Annotated in this window: 13 protein-coding genes; 7 read left to right on the forward strand and 6 right to left on the reverse strand. The window is 72.6% G+C overall.

The annotated features are described in order from the left end of the window. Nucleotides 1–41 precede the first annotated feature (41 nt). Nucleotides 42–1,694, reverse strand: coding sequence for an alpha-amylase family protein (locus PVK74_RS16150; protein WP_043328583.1), 1,653 nt, complete (start codon nucleotides 1,692–1,694; stop codon nucleotides 42–44). Between the two features lie 53 nt (nucleotides 1,695–1,747). Here PVK74_RS16150 and PVK74_RS16155 point away from each other — a divergent pair, with 53 nt between their 5' ends. After that, a complete protein-coding gene (locus PVK74_RS16155) occupies nucleotides 1,748–2,338 on the forward strand; it encodes a DUF1349 domain-containing protein (protein ID WP_274476716.1) in 591 nt (196 codons plus the stop codon). Between the two features lie 70 nt (nucleotides 2,339–2,408). After that, nucleotides 2,409–3,071, forward strand: coding sequence for a DedA family protein (locus PVK74_RS16160; protein ID WP_043328580.1), 663 nt, complete (start codon nucleotides 2,409–2,411; stop codon nucleotides 3,069–3,071). 13 nt (nucleotides 3,072–3,084) lie between these two features. Here the strand turns inward: PVK74_RS16160 and PVK74_RS16165 are convergent, their stop codons facing one another. The 4 genes from PVK74_RS16165 to PVK74_RS16180 all read right to left on the reverse strand — a co-directional run bounded on the left by PVK74_RS16165 (nucleotide 3,085) and on the right by PVK74_RS16180 (nucleotide 7,449). Continuing rightward, nucleotides 3,085–4,650 (reverse strand): cellulose binding domain-containing protein, encoded by a 1,566-nt coding sequence (locus PVK74_RS16165; RefSeq protein WP_069087379.1) that lies wholly within the window; start codon nucleotides 4,648–4,650, stop codon nucleotides 3,085–3,087. Between the two features lie 142 nt (nucleotides 4,651–4,792). Next, complete coding sequence (locus PVK74_RS16170) at nucleotides 4,793–6,217, reverse strand: carbohydrate-binding protein (protein ID WP_069087378.1); 1,425 nt, start codon at nucleotides 6,215–6,217, stop codon at nucleotides 4,793–4,795. 78 nt (nucleotides 6,218–6,295) lie between these two features. Next, nucleotides 6,296–7,042: a YidC/Oxa1 family membrane protein insertase gene (locus PVK74_RS16175; protein WP_043328577.1), complete on the reverse strand. Its 747-nt coding sequence runs from the start codon at nucleotides 7,040–7,042 to the stop codon at nucleotides 6,296–6,298. A 131-nt stretch (nucleotides 7,043–7,173) separates the two neighbouring features. Further along, nucleotides 7,174–7,449, reverse strand: a complete 276-nt coding sequence (locus tag PVK74_RS16180; RefSeq protein ID WP_043328576.1) for a DUF6412 domain-containing protein — start codon at nucleotides 7,447–7,449, stop codon at nucleotides 7,174–7,176. Nucleotides 7,450–7,634: 185 nt separating this feature from the next. Here PVK74_RS16180 and PVK74_RS16185 point away from each other — a divergent pair, with 185 nt between their 5' ends. From PVK74_RS16185 to PVK74_RS16205, 5 genes are all read left to right on the forward strand, one after another. Further along, nucleotides 7,635–8,783: a carboxylate-amine ligase gene (locus tag PVK74_RS16185; RefSeq protein WP_209964428.1), complete on the forward strand. Its 1,149-nt coding sequence runs from the start codon at nucleotides 7,635–7,637 to the stop codon at nucleotides 8,781–8,783. Between the two features lie 41 nt (nucleotides 8,784–8,824). Beyond that, nucleotides 8,825–10,204 carry an FAD-dependent oxidoreductase gene (locus PVK74_RS16190; protein ID WP_274476718.1) on the forward strand — a complete coding sequence of 460 codons (1,380 nt, stop codon included), beginning with the start codon at nucleotides 8,825–8,827 and terminating at the stop codon, nucleotides 10,202–10,204. Between the two features lie 131 nt (nucleotides 10,205–10,335). Beyond that, complete coding sequence (locus PVK74_RS16195; RefSeq protein WP_274476720.1) at nucleotides 10,336–11,757, forward strand: WGR domain-containing protein; 1,422 nt, start codon at nucleotides 10,336–10,338, stop codon at nucleotides 11,755–11,757. 155 nt (nucleotides 11,758–11,912) lie between these two features. Further along, on the forward strand, nucleotides 11,913–13,205 hold the full coding sequence (locus tag PVK74_RS16200; protein ID WP_274476721.1) for a hypothetical protein: 1,293 nt from the start codon (nucleotides 11,913–11,915) through the stop codon (nucleotides 13,203–13,205). Between the two features lie 811 nt (nucleotides 13,206–14,016). Then, complete coding sequence (locus PVK74_RS16205) at nucleotides 14,017–14,889, forward strand: aminoglycoside phosphotransferase family protein (RefSeq protein ID WP_274476722.1); 873 nt, start codon at nucleotides 14,017–14,019, stop codon at nucleotides 14,887–14,889. 1 nt (nucleotide 14,890) lies between these two features. On the opposite strand, the gene PVK74_RS16210 is transcribed toward PVK74_RS16205, so the two are convergent. After that, on the reverse strand, nucleotides 14,891–15,700 hold the full coding sequence (locus PVK74_RS16210; RefSeq protein WP_166457180.1) for an Fpg/Nei family DNA glycosylase: 810 nt from the start codon (nucleotides 15,698–15,700) through the stop codon (nucleotides 14,891–14,893). Nucleotides 15,701–15,927 lie beyond the last annotated feature (227 nt).

A 15,927-nucleotide genomic window follows, 5' to 3' on the forward strand; every position in this document is an offset into this window, starting at 1 on the left:
GTGGCTCGATCGAAGGAGCTTAACCCGCCGGTACGCCGCGCCTACCGCCCGTGGCCCCGGCAGAGCCGGATCCACCGGTAGCCGTACCCGCCGAGCTTGAGCCGGTCGAGCTTGCCCACGTCCTCGTAGTTGCGGTCGCTCAGCACGTCGATCGGCAGGTCCGCCTCCGGGGCCAGCGTGCTCAGGTCCACCTCGACGTCCTCGGTGCCGAGGTTGTGCAGGAAGACCATCGTCCCGGTACGCCCGTCGGCGCGGTGCGCGAGCACGCCCGGCGGCATCGGCACGTCGATGTGGGTGGTGCTGCCCGAGCCGGTCTCCGGCGCCTCCCGCAGCGTCCGGATCATCCGCTCGAACCAGCCGAGCAGCGACCGCGGGTCCTTGCGCTGGGCGGTGACGTTGACGTTCTGGTAGCCGTACTCGCCCTTGTCGATCACCGGGCGGACCAGCTTCTCCGGCTCGGCGGTGGAGAAGCCGGCGTTGTCCGCGTAGGACCACTGCATCGGGGTGCGGATCGCGTCGCGCCCGTCCAGCGACAGGTCCTCCCCCATGCCGATCTCCTCGCCGTAGCGCAGCACCGGCGTGCCGCGCAGCGAGAACTGCAGCGAGTACGCCAGCTCCATGTGCCGACGGTCGTTGCCGAGCATGGGCGCGAGACGACGGCGGATACCCCGGCCGTAGAGCTGCATGTTCTCGTCCGGGCCGAACTTCGCCAGCACGTCGTTGCGCTGGTCGGCGGTGAGCCGGGACAGGTCGATCTCGTCGTGGTTGCGCAGGAACGTGGCCCACTGGCCGCCGGTGGGCAGCTTCGGGGTGTCCCGCAACGCCTCGATGATCACCTCCGGGTCCTCCCGGGCCAGGGCGAGCATCAGCCGGCCGTTGAGCATGAAGTCGAACAGCATGTGGATCCGGTTGCCCGAGCCGCTGCCGTCACCGAAGTAGACGGGCAGCTCGTCCGGCTCCACGTTCGCCTCGGCCAGCAGGACCGCGTCGCCACGTCGCCACTGCACGTGCTGGCGCAGGTCGGTGAGGAAGTCGAAGTCCTTCGGCGAGTTCGGGTTACCCGGCTCGGTGCGCTCGATGATGAACGGCACGGCGTCCATCCGGAAGCCGGAGACGCCGAGCTGGAGCCAGAACGAGGTGATCTTCTTGATCTCCGCGCGGACCTTGGGGTTCTCGATGTTCAGGTCCGGCTGGAACTTGTAGAAGCGGTGGTAGTACCACGCCTTCGCGGTCCGGTCGTAGGTCCACGTCTCGTGCTGCTCGCCCGGGAAGACCATGCCCTGGTGTCGGTCGGCCGGCTCGTGGTCGGCCCAGACGTACCAGTCCCGGTACGGCGAGTCCGGCGAGGACCGGGCGGACTGGAACCACGGGTGCTGGTCCGAGGTGTGGTTGACCACCAGGTCGATGATCACCCGGATGCCCCTGTTGCTCGCCTGGTGCAGCAGTTCGGCGAAGTCGCCGAGCGTGCCCAGTCGCGGGTCGACGTTGTAGAAGTCGGTCGCGTCGTACCCGTCGTCCTCGTTGGGCGAGGGATGGATCGGGTTCAGCCACAGGCAGGTCACGCCGAGCCGGGCCAGGTAGTCCAGCCGGCCGATCAGCCCCTGGAAGTCACCCACTCCGTCGCCGTCGGAGTCCGCGTACGTGTCGACGTCGAGGCAGTAGACGACCGCCTCCTGATACCACCTGTCACCCATGCGAGGACTACTTCTCCGAACGTGCGCGCCGTCAAACCCGGTACGGTGCCGGGATGAACGAGGCGTACGACTGGTCCGCCGGCTACTGGCTGAACCCGCCCGAGCGGGCCGAGCCGGTCGACGGCGGCCTGCTCGTCGAGCCGCACGGCGGCAGCGACTTCTGGCGGCGCACCAGCTACGGCTTCGTGCACGACGACGGCTCGGCACTGCTCGCGCCGTTCGGCGCGGGCAGCGCCGTGGAGGTGTCTTTCCTCCTCGACTACTCGGAGCAGTTCGATCAGGCCGGTGTGCTGGTCCGGGTGGACGAGCGGCGGTGGACCAAGGCCGGGGTCGAGGTGAGCGACGGCGCGCCGCAGGTCGGCGCCGTGGTCACCGACGAGTTCTCGGACTGGTCGGTGGCGCCGGTGCCGCAGTGGTCGGGCCGGGAGGTGACGGTCCGGGTGAGCCGGGCCGGGGACGCGCTGACCGTCCGGGCCCGGTGCGACGACGAGCCGTGGCGGCTGGTCCGCGTCGCCCCGCTCGACCCGGCGGCCCAGGCGTCGGCCGGGCCGTACTGCTGCTCGCCCAGCCGGGGCGGGCTGCGAGTCCGCTTCACCGGCTGGCGACGGGGTCCGGCGGACGCGGCGCTGCACCCGGAGGGCTGAGTCACAGGTGTGACACCGGCCGGTCCGGGTAACACTTTCGGATCTCCGGCTCTCGCGTGGAAGGACCGACATGGCCCTGGCCCAGGACGTCGACCCGAACCAGTTCACCGGGCTGACCGGCTGGGTGGCGAGCGTGATCGACTCGCTCGGCGCGGTCGGCGTGGCGTTGCTGGTGGCGCTGGAGAGCATCATCCCGCCGATCCCGAGCGAGATCGTGCTGGCGATGGCCGGTTACCTGTCCGCCGAGGGCCGGTTCAACGTGGTGTTCATCGTGCTCGCCGCGACGGTCGGCTCGCTGCTCGGCGCGCTGGTGCTCTACTGGCTCGGCGCGGCGCTCGGCGAGGAGCGGCTCAAGCGCTGGCTGGACCACATCCCGCTGGTCGACCTGCAGGATCTGGAGAAGGCCGACCGCTGGTTCGAACGGCACGGGCGGTGGGCGGTGCTGATCGGCCGGGTGGTGCCGGTGGTCCGCAGCCTGGTCTCCGTCCCGGCCGGCGCGAACCGGATGCCGCTCGGTGAGTTCATCCTGCTCACCACGCTCGGCAGCGGGGTGTGGAACGCGCTGATCGTCGGCGCCGGGTTCACCCTCGGGTCGCGGTGGGAGGACGTCGACAGGTACAGCTCGTGGTTCAACTACGCGATCTTCGCCGTCTTCGGTTTCATGATCGTGAGCTGGGCGGTGAAGAAGGTGCGCCGGCGGCGCGCCCGGCAGTCGGTGACCGCCGGGCGCTGACCGCGTCGCGGGCTCAGAAGCCCGCGGTGATGCCGGTGAACTCCCAGGTGTTCTGCGCGATGCCGGAGCAGTTGGCGACCACGCCGCCGCCGGGGCAGGGCCGGTCCCGGTTGACCGACCAGAACGTGAACCGGGCCAGGCCGCGCGCCTTGGCCCAGTCGCGGATCTGCGTCCAGGTGGCCGGCGAGGTCAGCTCCTGCTGGTCGGAGAGGCCGTTCATCCCGGACAGGCCCATGTGGGCGTACGCGGTGGCGTCGGACCAGCCGAACGCGTTCTTGAGCGCGGTCTTCAGGCCCTCGGCCGCGTTGACGGTGCTCTGGTACATGTTCGCGCCGCCGCCGAAGTCGAACGGCATGATCGTGAACACGTCGATCCCGGCGCCCTTGGCCGCGGCCTGGTTGATCAGCCGGGTGCCGTAGTACGACGGCCCGGTGGTCGAGGTGCCGAACGTGATGATGGTCTTGATCCCCGGGTTGTTCTGCTTGACGATCTTCAGGGCGTCCAGGATGCGGTCCTGCACCACCTCGTTCTCGAACTCGTCGCTGTTCTCGATGTCGATGTCGATGGCCTTCAGCCCGTACGCGTTGATGACCTGCTGGTACGCGCCGGCCAGCGCGGCGGCGGACGAGCAGTTCGGGCCGAGCTTGTTGCCGCTCCACCCGCCGAAGGACGGGATGACGTCGCCGCCGGCCGCCTTGATCGCGGCGATGGTGGCGGCGTGCGTGCCGCCGGTCAGCGGACCGCTGCCGTCCCAGGCCGGGGTGCAGCCGCCGCCGGAGAGCACGAACGCGATGGTGAACCACTTGATCCCGGTCGCGCCCATCACGGTGGACGGCGCGGGCGGGTCGCCCCAGCCCGGGTAGAGGTAGGGAGCGGCGGCCATCGCGCCCCCGCCGCCACCGGTGCAGCCGCTGGTGGTGGCCGCGACCGCCGCCGACTTCGCCGACTCGCCGCTGCCGTTGTACGCGGTCACCGTGTAGCTGTGCCCGCTGCACGCGGCCAGCCCGGAGACGGTGGCCGAGGTGCCGGTGACGGTGGCCTTGACCGTGCTGCCCTCGTAGACCCGGTAGCCGGTGACGGTGCCGGAGACCGCGTTCCAGGCGAGCGAGACCGACGACGCGGTGGTGCCGGTGACCCGCAGGCCGCCGGGGGTGGCGGGCGCGCCCGGGTTGCCGGGGTTGCCGCCGCCGGCGCAGGAGGCGCCATTGACGGTGCAGTTCACCGGGTCGCCGGTGCCGCTGACGACGAAGCCGAAGCTGGTGCTGGCGCCCGGGGCGAGCGCGCCGTTCCAGGACTGGTTCACGGCGGTGACGTGCTGGCCGGAGGTGGTGAGGCGGGCGTCCCAGAACGAGCCGAGCGTGCTGCCGGACGGCAGGTCGAACTGGACGTTCCACGAGGAGATGGCGGCGGAGCTGTCGTTTGTGACGGTGAACCGGGCCTCGTACCCGCTGCTCCAGCTGGAGGTGCGGACGAAGGCCGCGGTGGCGGCGGAGGCGGGCGGGGCGGCGAGCAGCGCGCCGGCGACCACGGCGGTGGTCAGCGCGGCGGCGAGCGTCGCCAGGCGGGGGCGGAGTCTCACGGCGTCCTCCAGGGGACGGGCGGGGGGGTGGAGAGGGATTCACAACCGTCGACGTGCGCCTATTATTAGGAGTGTTAACTGTTTCTGTCCAGCACCGGTTCGACGCGACCCGGACCGGGTCCGGGTCGCGCCCCCATCGGCCTCAGCGGCGGAAGGTGAACCAGTTGACGTTGACGAAGTCGGACGGCTGCCCGCTGCTGAACGTCAGGTAGACCGTGCGCCGCCCGGTCACCGCGCCGACGTTGCCCGGCACCGAGCGCCAGGTCTGCCAGCCGCCGGTGTTGCCGATCGCGAAACTGCCGATCGGCGGCGCGGTCGGGCTGTCCACCCGGACCTCCACCAGCCCGCTCACCCCGGACGCCGCGCCGGAGGCCACCCGGGCCACGAAGTCGCGCGGCGGCGTGGAGCCGAAGTCGACGTTGTCGTAGCGGGCCCAGTCGCCGTTGGCGAGCCAGCCGATGTCCTGGCCGCCCTCGGAGCACGTCTCCACCTGCACGCCGTTCTGCGCGTTGAACGACTCTGCCTGGATCGTCGAGTAGGCGTCACGCACCCCGCCCGGCGGCGGCGTGGTCGGGGTCGGCGACGGGTTGCTCCCGCCACCCCGGGTGTAGACGGCCACGTAGTCGACGAGCATCGACCGGCCGGACACCGTCGACGCGGTCGGCGTCGCCGAGCCGGCCACGCCGTCCGGGAAGCCGCCGCCCATCGCCACGTTGAGCAGCAGGAAGTAGCCGGCGTGGTTGGTCATCTGACTCCAGTACGGCTCACCGATCTGGTTCTGCCCGACGGTGTGGAAGAGCTGGCCGTCGACGTACCAGCGCAGCTGCTGCGGGCTGATCGAGGCGTCCCACTCGAACCGGTAGGTGTGGAACGCCGACTGGCAGGTGCTGCCCGGGCAGGCCCGGGACGCGCCGATGCCGTTGAACTCACCGCAAGGGCCGCCCGGCGCGACGCCGCAGTGCAGCACGCCCCAGACCGAGTTGATCCCGTTGACGTTCTCCATCACGTCGAACTCGCCGATACCAGGCCAGTTCTGGTAGTTGCCCCGGTACGGCGAGCCGAGCGCCCAGAACGCCGGCCAGTACCCGGATGCCGCCGCGCCGGTCACGTTCGGCATCTGGATCCGGCCCTCCAGGGCCAGCACGCCGCCCGACGGCGGCTTGAAGTTCGCCCGTACCGTCTCGATCCGGGCCGAGGTCCAGCGGCCGGCCGAGTCCCGCAGCGGCGTGATGCGCAGGTTGCCCGAGCCGTCGTGGGCCAGGTTGGCGGTGCTGGAGGTGTAGGTCTGGATCTCGCCGGTGCCCCAGTTGGCCGGGCCGCCCGGGTAGCTGGTGCCGGTATCGATGATCCAGTTGGCGGACGAGGGCAGCGTGCCGGCCGAGCCGGTGAAGTCGTCGCTCCACACCAGGCTCCAGCCGGAGGGAGTCGGGGGCACCGCGGCCTGGGCGGTCATCGAGACGCCCGCGAGCGCTGTGGTGAGCGCGAGCACACCCGCGGCCAGGGCGAGGCGGCGGCGCGATCGGGGCACGGTGGCGGAGGCGGCCGGAGCCGCCGGGATCGGGTTCATTCGGGGTGCCTCTCTGCGGGGACGGGTCCGGGAGAGCGCTCTCTGAGAGCGATTTCTACGCGCCCGCCCCCGCACTTGTCAACGCTTGTCGATGGCTGCCGCCGGCTGCGGGCGACGCAGCACCACCTGCTCCAGCGCCGTCCACGCCGTGGTGGTCACCAGATAGAGCACCGCCGCCAGCGGCACCACCAGCGCGACGAGCACCGTGCCGTACGGCAGCAGCGGCAGCAGCCGGCCGAGCACCGCCGCGCCCGGACCCTCGGTCGGCGTCCCGGCCACCGTGCCGGTGGCGGCTGCCGCCCGGCGCATCCGCCGCGACGACCACCAGGCCAGCGCGAGCAACGCGGCCAGCAGCACGCCGAACACCAGCGGCACCGGGCCGGCCAGGCCGTCGCCGAGGTGCCACCCCAGCGGTACGCCGGCCAGCCGCTCCCCCAGCAGCTGCGGCGCGCCGTCACCGGTGGCGAACAGGCGGTACATGACCAGGAAGAACGGCGCCTGCAACAGCGCCGGCAGGCAGCCCGCGACCGGACTGGCCCCGGCGTTGCGGTAGAGCGCGAACAACTCGGTCTGGAGGCGGGCCGGGTCGTCGGCGTACCGGCGCTGGAGTTCCCGTACCTCGGGGGCGAGTGCGGTCCGGCGCCGCTCCCCGCGGACCTGGGCCACTGTCAGCGGCGAGATCAGCAGCCGGACCGCGGCGGTGAACAGGACGATGGCGGCCGCCGTGGCGGCGCCGCCGGTGAGCGGGGCGAGCACGTCGGCGAGCCAGGTGACGACGGTGGCCGCGGCCGACGCCGCGGAGTGCAACGGTGCGAAGGCGAGCATGGGTGGACCCCTCGGTGGCGATTCCGGGTGTCCCGGGCGGCGACGTGCCGCACGGCGGGACGGATGACGACGGAATCGGCCGCGAAAGCCGGGAAGGAAACGGCGGCCCGCCGGCGCGGGCCGGAGGGTGGCTACGCGGCCGAGGGGCGCAGGCCGGGTGCGCGGGGGCGCGGACGCCCCGGCGCGTTCGGGTCGACCTGGCGGGGAACGCCGCGACGGCGGGCGCGGGCCCGCAACGCGGCGGCGAACCGGGTGCCGGGCGGCGTGGGCAGCGCGCGGACCCGCAGCGCGAGCAGGGTGGCGAGCAGCAGCGCGGCGACCACCGCCGCGCCGGCGAGCAGCCCGGCCGGCCGGTCGGCGAACAGGGCGAGCGCGTACGCCCACGCCCCCGTCAGCACCGCCAGCATCCCCGCCACGCGACAACGGTATCCCGCCGTGTCACGCCCTGCTGCCCCGTGCGCGAACGCACTCGACCGACCCGAACGGGCGAACCGGCGCCGACACGCCCACCGGCACGTTTTCCGGAACGGACACGGTGGGTAACAGGTCCTCGGCCACGCGGCACCGTGCCGCGAGTGGTCCGGAGGAGACGGTGGTGGCGATGAGCGGCTCAGTGGCGGAGCGGGAGCGGAGCGCCGCGTCGGGCGGAACCGACCTGCTGACAGTCGGCGTCGAGGAGGAGTTCCTGCTCGCCGACCCGCACACCGGGACCGCCGTACCCGCCGTCGACCTGGTCATGGAGCAGGTGCCGGCCGAGCTGCGCGGTCAGGTGGAGCGCGAGTTCCAGACCAGCCAGATCGAGATCGGCAGCCCGCCCGGGCTGGACCTGTCCTCGATCCGGCACTCGCTGTCGATGCTGCGCGCCGAACTGGCCGACGCGGCCGAGCGGGCCGGCGTACGGCTGCTCGCGATCGGCACCGGACCGGTCGACGGGCCGGTGCCGCCGGTGGTGGACAAGCCCCGCTTCGACCGGATGATCGAGCGGTTCCGGCTGCTGGTACCCGGTCCCGGCAACAACGGCATGCACGTGCACGTCGGCATCCCCGACCCGGACACCGGCGTGCAGGTGCTCAACCACGTCCGGCCGTGGCTGCCGATCCTGCAGGCGGTCACCGCGAACTCCCCGTTCTCCCGCAGCGAGGACACCGGGTACGCGAGCTGGCGCTCGGTGGAGTGGGAACGCTGGCCGTCGGTCGCGCCCACCCCGTACCTGGAGTCGCACGAGCACTACGAGCGGCTCATCCGGCAGCTCATCGCCAGCGGCGTGATGCTGGACGAGGGAATGCTCTACTGGTACGCCCGGCTCTCCGCCAAGTACCCCACCGTGGAGATCAGGATCGGCGACGTCTGCCCGACCGTGGACGACGCGGTGCTCGTCGCCGCGCTGGTCCGCGCGCTCGTGGCGACCGCGCTCACCGACATCGCCGCCGGCCGTCCCGCCGTCAACACCGACCACCACCTGCTCGTCGCGGCGCACTGGCGGGCCGCCCACGACGGGCTGGAGGGCGAGGGCGTCGACCTGACCGACGGTGAGCTGCGACCGGCCTGGGAGCTGCTGGACCGGCTCGTCGACCGGCTGCGCCCGGAACTGGAGCGGCACGGCGACCTGGACCGGGTGACCGATCTGCTGGGCGGGCTGCGCCGGCACGGCAGCGGAGCGGCCCGGCAGCGGGCGGTGTTCGCGCGTACCGGACGGCTCGTCGACGTGGTCACGGACGTGGCACGCCAGACCCGTGGCTGAGCGGCCGCACGGCCGTGTCCCGGCGTGACAGGATGGGCGGCGTGGCGGAGCGCATGATCGTCATCGGCGGCGACGCCGCCGGCATGTCGGCGGCGTCGCAGGCGCGTCGCCGCCGCCGCGACCGGTCCGACCTGGAGATCGTCGCGTTCGAGCGGGGGCACTTCACCTCCTACTCGGCCTGCGGCATCCCCTACTGGGTGAGCGGCCTGGTCGAGGAGCGGGACGAGCTGATCAGCCGCGATCCGCAGACCTTCCGCGACGACTTCGGCATCGACGTCCGCACCCGGCACGAGGTCACCGCTGTCGACCTGGACCGCCGCGAGGTGATCGCGCGGGACCTGGACGGCGGCGGCGAGGTCCGCGCCGGTTTCGACACCCTGGTGTACGCCACCGGCGCGTCCCCGGTGCAGCCGGACTGGGCGCGCGACGACGTGTCGGGCGTGTTCGGCGTGCAGACGCTGGGCGACGGCGCGGCGCTGATCGACTGGCTGGAACGCGAGCCCCGGCCCCGGCGCGCGGTGGTGGTCGGCGGCGGCTACGTCGGCGTGGAGATGGCCGAGGCGCTCGTGCAGCGCGGGCTCTCCGTCCAACTGGTGGAGCAGGCCGACCAACCCATGTCGACCGTCGACCCGGACATGGGCGAGCTGGTGGCCGACGCGATGCGCGCCACCGGCATCGGCGTCCGCACCGGCCTCACCGTCACCGGGCTGGAGGAGCGGGACGGCCGGATCTCCGCCGTGGTCACCGACGAGGGACCGGTCCCGGCCGACGTCGTGGTCCTGGGTCTCGGGGTACGCCCCAACACCGCGCTCGCCGAGGCCGCCGGCCTGCCGATCGGTCCCTCCGGCGCGGTGCGGACCGACCGCCGGATGCGGGTGCCCGGCGTGCCCGGTGTCTGGGCGGCGGGCGACTGCGTGGAGTCGCTGCACCGGGTCAGCGGCATGCCGGTACACATCCCGCTCGGCACGCACGCCAACAAGCAGGGCCGCGTCGCCGGCATCAACATCGGCGGCGGCTACGCCACCTTCCCCGGCGTGATCGGCACCGCCGTCACCAAGGTCTGCGAGCTGGAGGTGGGCCGCACCGGGCTGCGCGAGCGGGACGCGCTGGACGCCGGCTTCGAGTTCGTCACGGTGCTGGCCCAGTCGACGAACCGGGCCGGCTACTACCCCGGCTCGCGTCCGATGACGGTCAAGCTGATCGCCGAGCGGCCCAGCGGGCGGCTGCTCGGGGCGCAGATCGTCGGCTGGTCCGAGGCGGCCAAGCGGATCGACGCGCTCGCCGTGGCGCTGTGGAACGGCATGACGGTGGACGAGATGACAGCGCTCGACCTGGGTTACGCGCCGCCGTACGCCCCGGTGTGGGACCCGGTGCTGATCGCCGCCCGCAAGGCCGTCGACGCCCTCGCCGCCGCTGTGTAAGGAAGGGCCCCCTATTAACGCCTCCGGTAGAGGAAGGGCCCCTTCTTAACACCGAGACCCGGGTTTGTCGGTGCCCGGCGTTAGCGTGTGCGCGTTGCCGGTCCGGCACTTCCCCTCGGAGGTAAACCCCCATGTCACAGGAGACGACCTACCTCGAACTGTCCGAAGTGGACGGTGGAGCGCACAAGTTCTACGAGGTGGTGGTCGACGACACCGCGATGACCGTGCGCTACGGGCGCATCGGCGACCAGGGCCAGGTGAAGACGAGCACCTTCCCGGACAACGCCCGCGCTCGCGCCGCCGCCGCGAAGAAGATCGGCGAGAAGGTCCGCAAGGGGTACGCCCCGGCGGTGCGCGGCGTACGCCAGAAGCGCACGGTCTCGCGCCGGCAGATCGTCAGCACCCGCTCCACCGCCCGCACCGCGCCGGTCCTCTGGCGGTACGCCTCGGGCGCGCCCGCCTTCGGCATCTTCGTCGACGACCGGCACTGCATGGTCGGCAACGAGCACGGCGTGATCACCACGCTCGACCACGACGCCCGGCTGGTCAACCAGGTCCGGCTCCCCGACGGGGTGAAGTGCATCGTCGCCGACGACGCCTGGGTCTACGCCGGCTGCGACGACGGCAACGTCTACGACCTGTCCGGCAAGGTGCCGCGCGCGGCGTACGCGATCGCGCCCGAGATCGACATCTACTGGCTGGACATCCACGACGGCGTGCTGGGCGTGTCCGATCGCGACGGCGGCATCTCGGCGATCGACCACGAGGACGAGTTCCTCTGGCGCCGGCCGGGGCGCGGCCGGTCCGCGTGGATGGTGCGCTGCGACGCCGACGCGATCTACCACGGCCACTCGCAGGGGGTCACCGGCTACGACTGGCGTACCGGGCGGGAACTGTGGCACACCGGCACGGGGGCGGTCCTGTTCGGCTGGCAGGAACGGGACGCCGTGTTCGCCGGCACCGGCACCCGCGAGGTGGTCCGCCTGCGCAAGGACGGGCGGGCCGAGCAGACGTACCGCTGTGACGCCGCGGTCTTCTCCTGCGCCACCGCCGAGGGCGGCCGGTACGTGTTCGCGGGCGACAGCACGTCCTCGATCTACTGCTTCGACCAGGCCGGCAACCGGCTGTGGAAGCTGGGCACCGGCTGCGGCTCGGCGTACTCGATGCAGTACCACGACAACCGGCTCTACGTGGTCACCACGAGCGGCCACCTGGCCTGCATCGACGCGAGCGAGGCGGCGATCCGGGCGGCCGAGGCGGGCAGCGTGCCGGACGTGGTCGACGTGAAGGCGCCGGCCCGGCTGCCCGAGCCGGCCGCCTGGACGTCCGTCGAGGTGACCACCGACGACCGCGACGGCGTGCTGGTGCAGTGCGTCGAGCAGGGCGGCCGGCTGCGCGTCCACGTTCTGGCCGACGGCTACCGGCGGGACTGGCCGGTGCAGTTCCCCAAGGGCATCCGCGAGCCGGGCGCGCGCTTCCTGGTCACCGAGGTCCGCGAGTCCGGCCGGGGCGGCTTCTACCGGGCGTACGGGGACATCCGCCGGCTGCGCTGAGCCGCCGGGCGGGTCGGAGGGCGGGTCGGCCGGGGTCCTCGGCCGACCGTCCCGGTGAATCGACAGGCCGACGGGGCAGCCAGCAACACATCGACGGAGTACGGTACCGACAGGAGAACTCTCCGTTACCGGTCGACCTCGGAAGGGGCACCGACATGCGAGTGTGGCGCGTGGTTGCGACGGCACTCCTCCTGCTGCCCGGCGGCGTCCTCGTCGCCGGGCCTCCCGCAGCCGCCACGCCTTCCGCCACCGCCACGCCTTCCCAGGCGGCTGCGGCGGATCGGACGCCACCGGTGCTGGTGGACGTCACGGTCTCACCCGACGCGGTCTCCGTCTCGGGCCTCGACCTGGTGCCGGTGACGGTGAGCGCGCACCTGACCGACGACACCGGCGTCGTCGAGGCCTCCGAGATGGACGGCGGCTCCCTGCCTTACGTCGGTCTGCGCCTCGTCGGCACGGACCGCACCGACGGTGCCGAGTTGTCGCTCACCGCCGGCACCCCGCAGGACGGCACCTGGAGCGCGACGATCCACGTGCCGTCGACCTGGAACGGCACCTGGGAGGTCAACCACCTGGTGGCTACGGACGCCGCCTGGAACCGGCTCGACGTCGACCCGTCCGCCTCGGCGAACACCAGGCTGAAGGTCACCGGCACCCACCGGCCCGCGGTCACCATGCGTTTCACCCCGGACCCACTGGTCGGTGACGGTCCGCTGACCGTGGCGGGACGGTTCTACTACGAGGACACCGGCGAGGGCATCGGCAACCAGCCGATCTTCTTCGGCAGCGACAACGTCTGCGTCGAATACCTGAGCGAGCCCAACGGCACCACCAAGGCCGACGGGACGTTCTCCCGGACCTATCCGAAGGGCGACAACTACCTCAAGTGCGTCGGCATCATCCGTCCGTCCCCCTCGGAGATCTCGCCGCGCTACATCGTCGTCGCGGCTGACCATCCCCGGGTGAGGCCGACAGTCACGGCGAAAGCGAACCGCACCACCGTCAGGCCCGGCACCACAGTCACCATCACCGGCGTGGTCAAGCCCGACGGCAGCTTGGACATCGAACTCCAGCAGCTCCAGGGCAGGACGTGGCGGAAGGTGGCCGCCGACCTGACGAACGGCGACCGCGGCGCGTACCGCATCACCATCGCGCCGAAGACACCCGGCACGTTTCGCTACCGCGTGGTCGTCCCGAACGGGGAGCCGGCGCTGGTCGGCGTGTCCGAGGTGGTCACCGTACGCGTGTCGACACCCGGCGGCGAGCCCTCGCCGGGCGGCGGCGGAGGCGGTGGCACCGTCGGAGGCGGAGGCACCGGAGGGCTTCCGATCACCGGTCCCGCCACCGCGCCGCTGGTGGCTGGCGGCGGGGCTCTCCTGATCGTCGGCGCCGGCCTGATGCTGCTGGCCCGCCGCCGCCGGCCGATCTCAACCCCGGACGGGCGGTAGACCAACGGCCGGTAGGCCGGGCAGAACGACCCGTCCCGGACGGGCGGAAGGCCGGACAAAGGACCCATCCCGGCGGGCGGAAGGCCGGACAGGCGGAAGCCCGGGCATGCGACCGTCCCGGGCGGGCGGTAAGCCGGACAGGCGGAAGCCCGGGAATGCGACCGTCCCGGGCGGGCGGTAGGCCGGACAGGCGGAAGGCCGGGCATGACGACTTCCCCGGCCCGGCTCCCCGGCGCCGAGTCCCACCGCCGCCGGTCCGCAAGCTAGCGAAGGATCTCGGCATCGACTCAGCCAGCGCGGCACGGCCAGCACCCCACCCCTGCCCGCACGCCGCACCCCGCACCCCGCACCCCGCACCCCGCACCGGAACCCCGCACCGGAACCCTGCACACCTGCCAGTTGATCAAGGAGTTTGGGGCGGATTCCTGATGCTCCGGTGACGCGAACTCCTTGGTCAACACCGGTACCGAGTGGTGCCCGCAGGCCGACAGCCGCGGCCCAGCTTGATCAACACCAGGTCGCCGAGGTGGTGGCATCAACGGCTCTGCGACACCACCACCTCGGCGAGCTGGTGTTGATCAAGGGTGATGATGCCGCCACCTCGGCGAGCTGGTGGGAGGCGTGGCTGCGTCAAGGGTGGGACCGGCGTCGGCGGTGATCTCGGGCAGATGAGCACCGTCCGGTTGATCCATCTCGTCTTCGTCAGGCCGCTCGGCGAGGGCCGGGACGGCCATGAGCGTCACTTCGTCGGCGTGCGCGTCGAGGACGCCGCGGTGCACGGCCGGTCGCCTCGCTCGGCCAGGATGACCGGATGCGGTGTGACATTCCTGAGAGCCTGCGCTGGGTCGAGCGGACGGAGGCCGGGCGGGCCTGGCTCGCGGAGCTGCCGGACCGGCTCGCCACGTGCGTCGCACGGTGGGAGCTGACGGTCGGGCCGCCGTTCGGGTACGCGTTCGCGTCGCTGGCGCTGCCCGCGACGCTGCCCGACGGGACGCGGGCGGTGCTGAAGCTGCAGTACCCGGACGACGACAGCCGTCACGAGGCCACCGCGTTGGCGCACTGGGACGGCCGGGGCGCGATCCGGCTGCTCGCCCACGATCCGGGCCGGCGCGCGCTGCTCGTCGAGCGCTGCGACCCCGGCACCCCGCTGTACGGCCTGCCGCCCGACGCCGCGCTCGACGTGGCGGTCGAGCTGCTGCCCCGCCTCGGGGTGCCGGCCGGACCGCCGTTCACTTCGCTCGCCGAGGAGGCGGCCGGCTGGGCGGAGCGGATGCCGGGCAACTGGCAGCGGGCCAACCGCCCGTACGAGCGGCGGCTGCTGGACGCCGCGCTCGGGCTGCTCGCCGACCTGGCGCCGAGCCAGGGTGAGCAGGTGCTGGTCAACCAGGACCTGCACGCCGGCAACATCCTGGCGGCGGGACGCGATCCGTGGCTGGTGATCGACCCGAAGCCGCTGGTCGGCGAGCGGGAGTTCGCGGTGGTGCCGCTGGTGCGCGGCGCCGAGCTGGGCCACTCCCCCGCGGCGGTCCGGCACCGGCTCGACCGTCTCAGCGCCGAGCTGGGCCTGGACCGGGAGCGGGTACGCGGCTGGGCGATCGGCCAGACGGTGGCCTGGTGCATCGGCGGCGACCAGGTCTTCCCCGGCAATGTCGAGGCGGCCCGCTGGCTGCTCGACGAGATGTGAGTCAGCCCGCCTGGCAGGTGGGGCACCAGTACAGGTTGCGTCCGGCCAGCGTGCCCCGGCTCACCTCGGTGCCGCAGACGTGGCAGGGCGCGCCGGGGCGGCGGTAGACGTACACCTCGCCGCCGTGCCGGTCGACGCGCGGCGCGCGGCCGGTGACCTCGGGCAGGTCGGCGTCGCGCACCGTGTCGATTCGACCCCGCTCGACCGCGCGGGTCATCAGCGTCACCAGGTCCGTCCAGAGTTCGGCCCAGCCGGCCGCGCTCAGGTCGCGGCCGGGCAGCAGCGGCGGCCGGCCGGCCCGGAACAACGCCTCGGTCACGAAGATCAGGCCGGTGCCGGCCACCACCGACTGGTCCAGCAGCAGCGCGGCGAGCGGGGTGGGGCTGCGGCGGATCCGCGCGTACGCCCGGTCGGGGTCGGCGTCGGCGCGCAGCGGGTCCGGCCCGAGCCGGTCGCGCAGCGCCGTCACCTCGGGCGGGGTCAGCAGTTCGCAGGCGGTCGGGCCGCGCAGCTCCAGCCAGTTCCGGTCGCTGTGCAGGCGCAGCCGCACCTGCCCGACCGGGGACGGCGGTTCCCCGGGCCCGTCGGCGAACTTCCCGTACAGACCCAGGTGTACGTGCAGCGTCAGCTCGCCGGCGTAGTGGTGCAGCAGGTGCTTGCCGTACGCCTCGGTGCCGTCCAGGACGGTGCCGCTGAGGCGGGCCGCGCCCTCGGCGAAGCGGCCCTGCGGGCTGTCTGCGTGCACCTTGTCGCCCGCGAACAGCTCGGCGTGCCGGGCGGCGAGGCGGTGGATGGTGTGTCCCTCTGGCACAACGACCAAGCGTAGCCAGCGGATCGGATGGCCGGCGACGTCGGGTCCTGAGACGACGTTGAATCGATGTTCGTCGACTGAAAGACTGGCGGCGGTAGCGCTCGGGAGCCAGTGCGAGCCGCTCGATCTCGCCGGAGGGACAAGCGCGGGGTGATGTGCCACCCCGGTGCCGGGCAGTCGTCTCCGGCGCTCCGCCGTGCCGCTACGGCGGCGACATCGCGGTCCAC

Source organism: Micromonospora chalcea, from assembly GCF_028768405.1.
Taxonomy (GTDB): Bacteria; Actinomycetota; Actinomycetes; order Mycobacteriales; family Micromonosporaceae; genus Micromonospora; species Micromonospora chalcea.

Bases quoted from the DNA above. Each gene is read 5' to 3' on its own strand.
- PVK74_RS16150 (WP_043328583.1), bottom strand. From the start codon at position 1,694: ATGGGTGACAGGTGGTATCAGGAGGCGGTCGTCTACTGCCTCGACGTC.
- PVK74_RS16155 (WP_274476716.1), top strand. From the start codon at position 1,748: ATGAACGAGGCGTACGACTGGTCCGCCGGCTACTGGCTGAACCCGCCC.
- PVK74_RS16160 (WP_043328580.1), top strand. From the start codon at position 2,409: ATGGCCCTGGCCCAGGACGTCGACCCGAACCAGTTCACCGGGCTGACC.
- PVK74_RS16170 (WP_069087378.1), bottom strand. From the start codon at position 6,217: ATGAACCCGATCCCGGCGGCTCCGGCCGCCTCCGCCACCGTGCCCCGA.
- PVK74_RS16175 (WP_043328577.1), bottom strand. From the start codon at position 7,042: ATGCTCGCCTTCGCACCGTTGCACTCCGCGGCGTCGGCCGCGGCCACC.
- PVK74_RS16180 (WP_043328576.1), bottom strand. From the start codon at position 7,449: ATGCTGGCGGTGCTGACGGGGGCGTGGGCGTACGCGCTCGCCCTGTTC.
- PVK74_RS16195 (WP_274476720.1), top strand. From the start codon at position 10,336: ATGTCACAGGAGACGACCTACCTCGAACTGTCCGAAGTGGACGGTGGA.
- PVK74_RS16200 (WP_274476721.1), top strand. From the start codon at position 11,913: ATGCGAGTGTGGCGCGTGGTTGCGACGGCACTCCTCCTGCTGCCCGGC.
- PVK74_RS16205 (WP_274476722.1), top strand. From the start codon at position 14,017: ATGCGGTGTGACATTCCTGAGAGCCTGCGCTGGGTCGAGCGGACGGAG.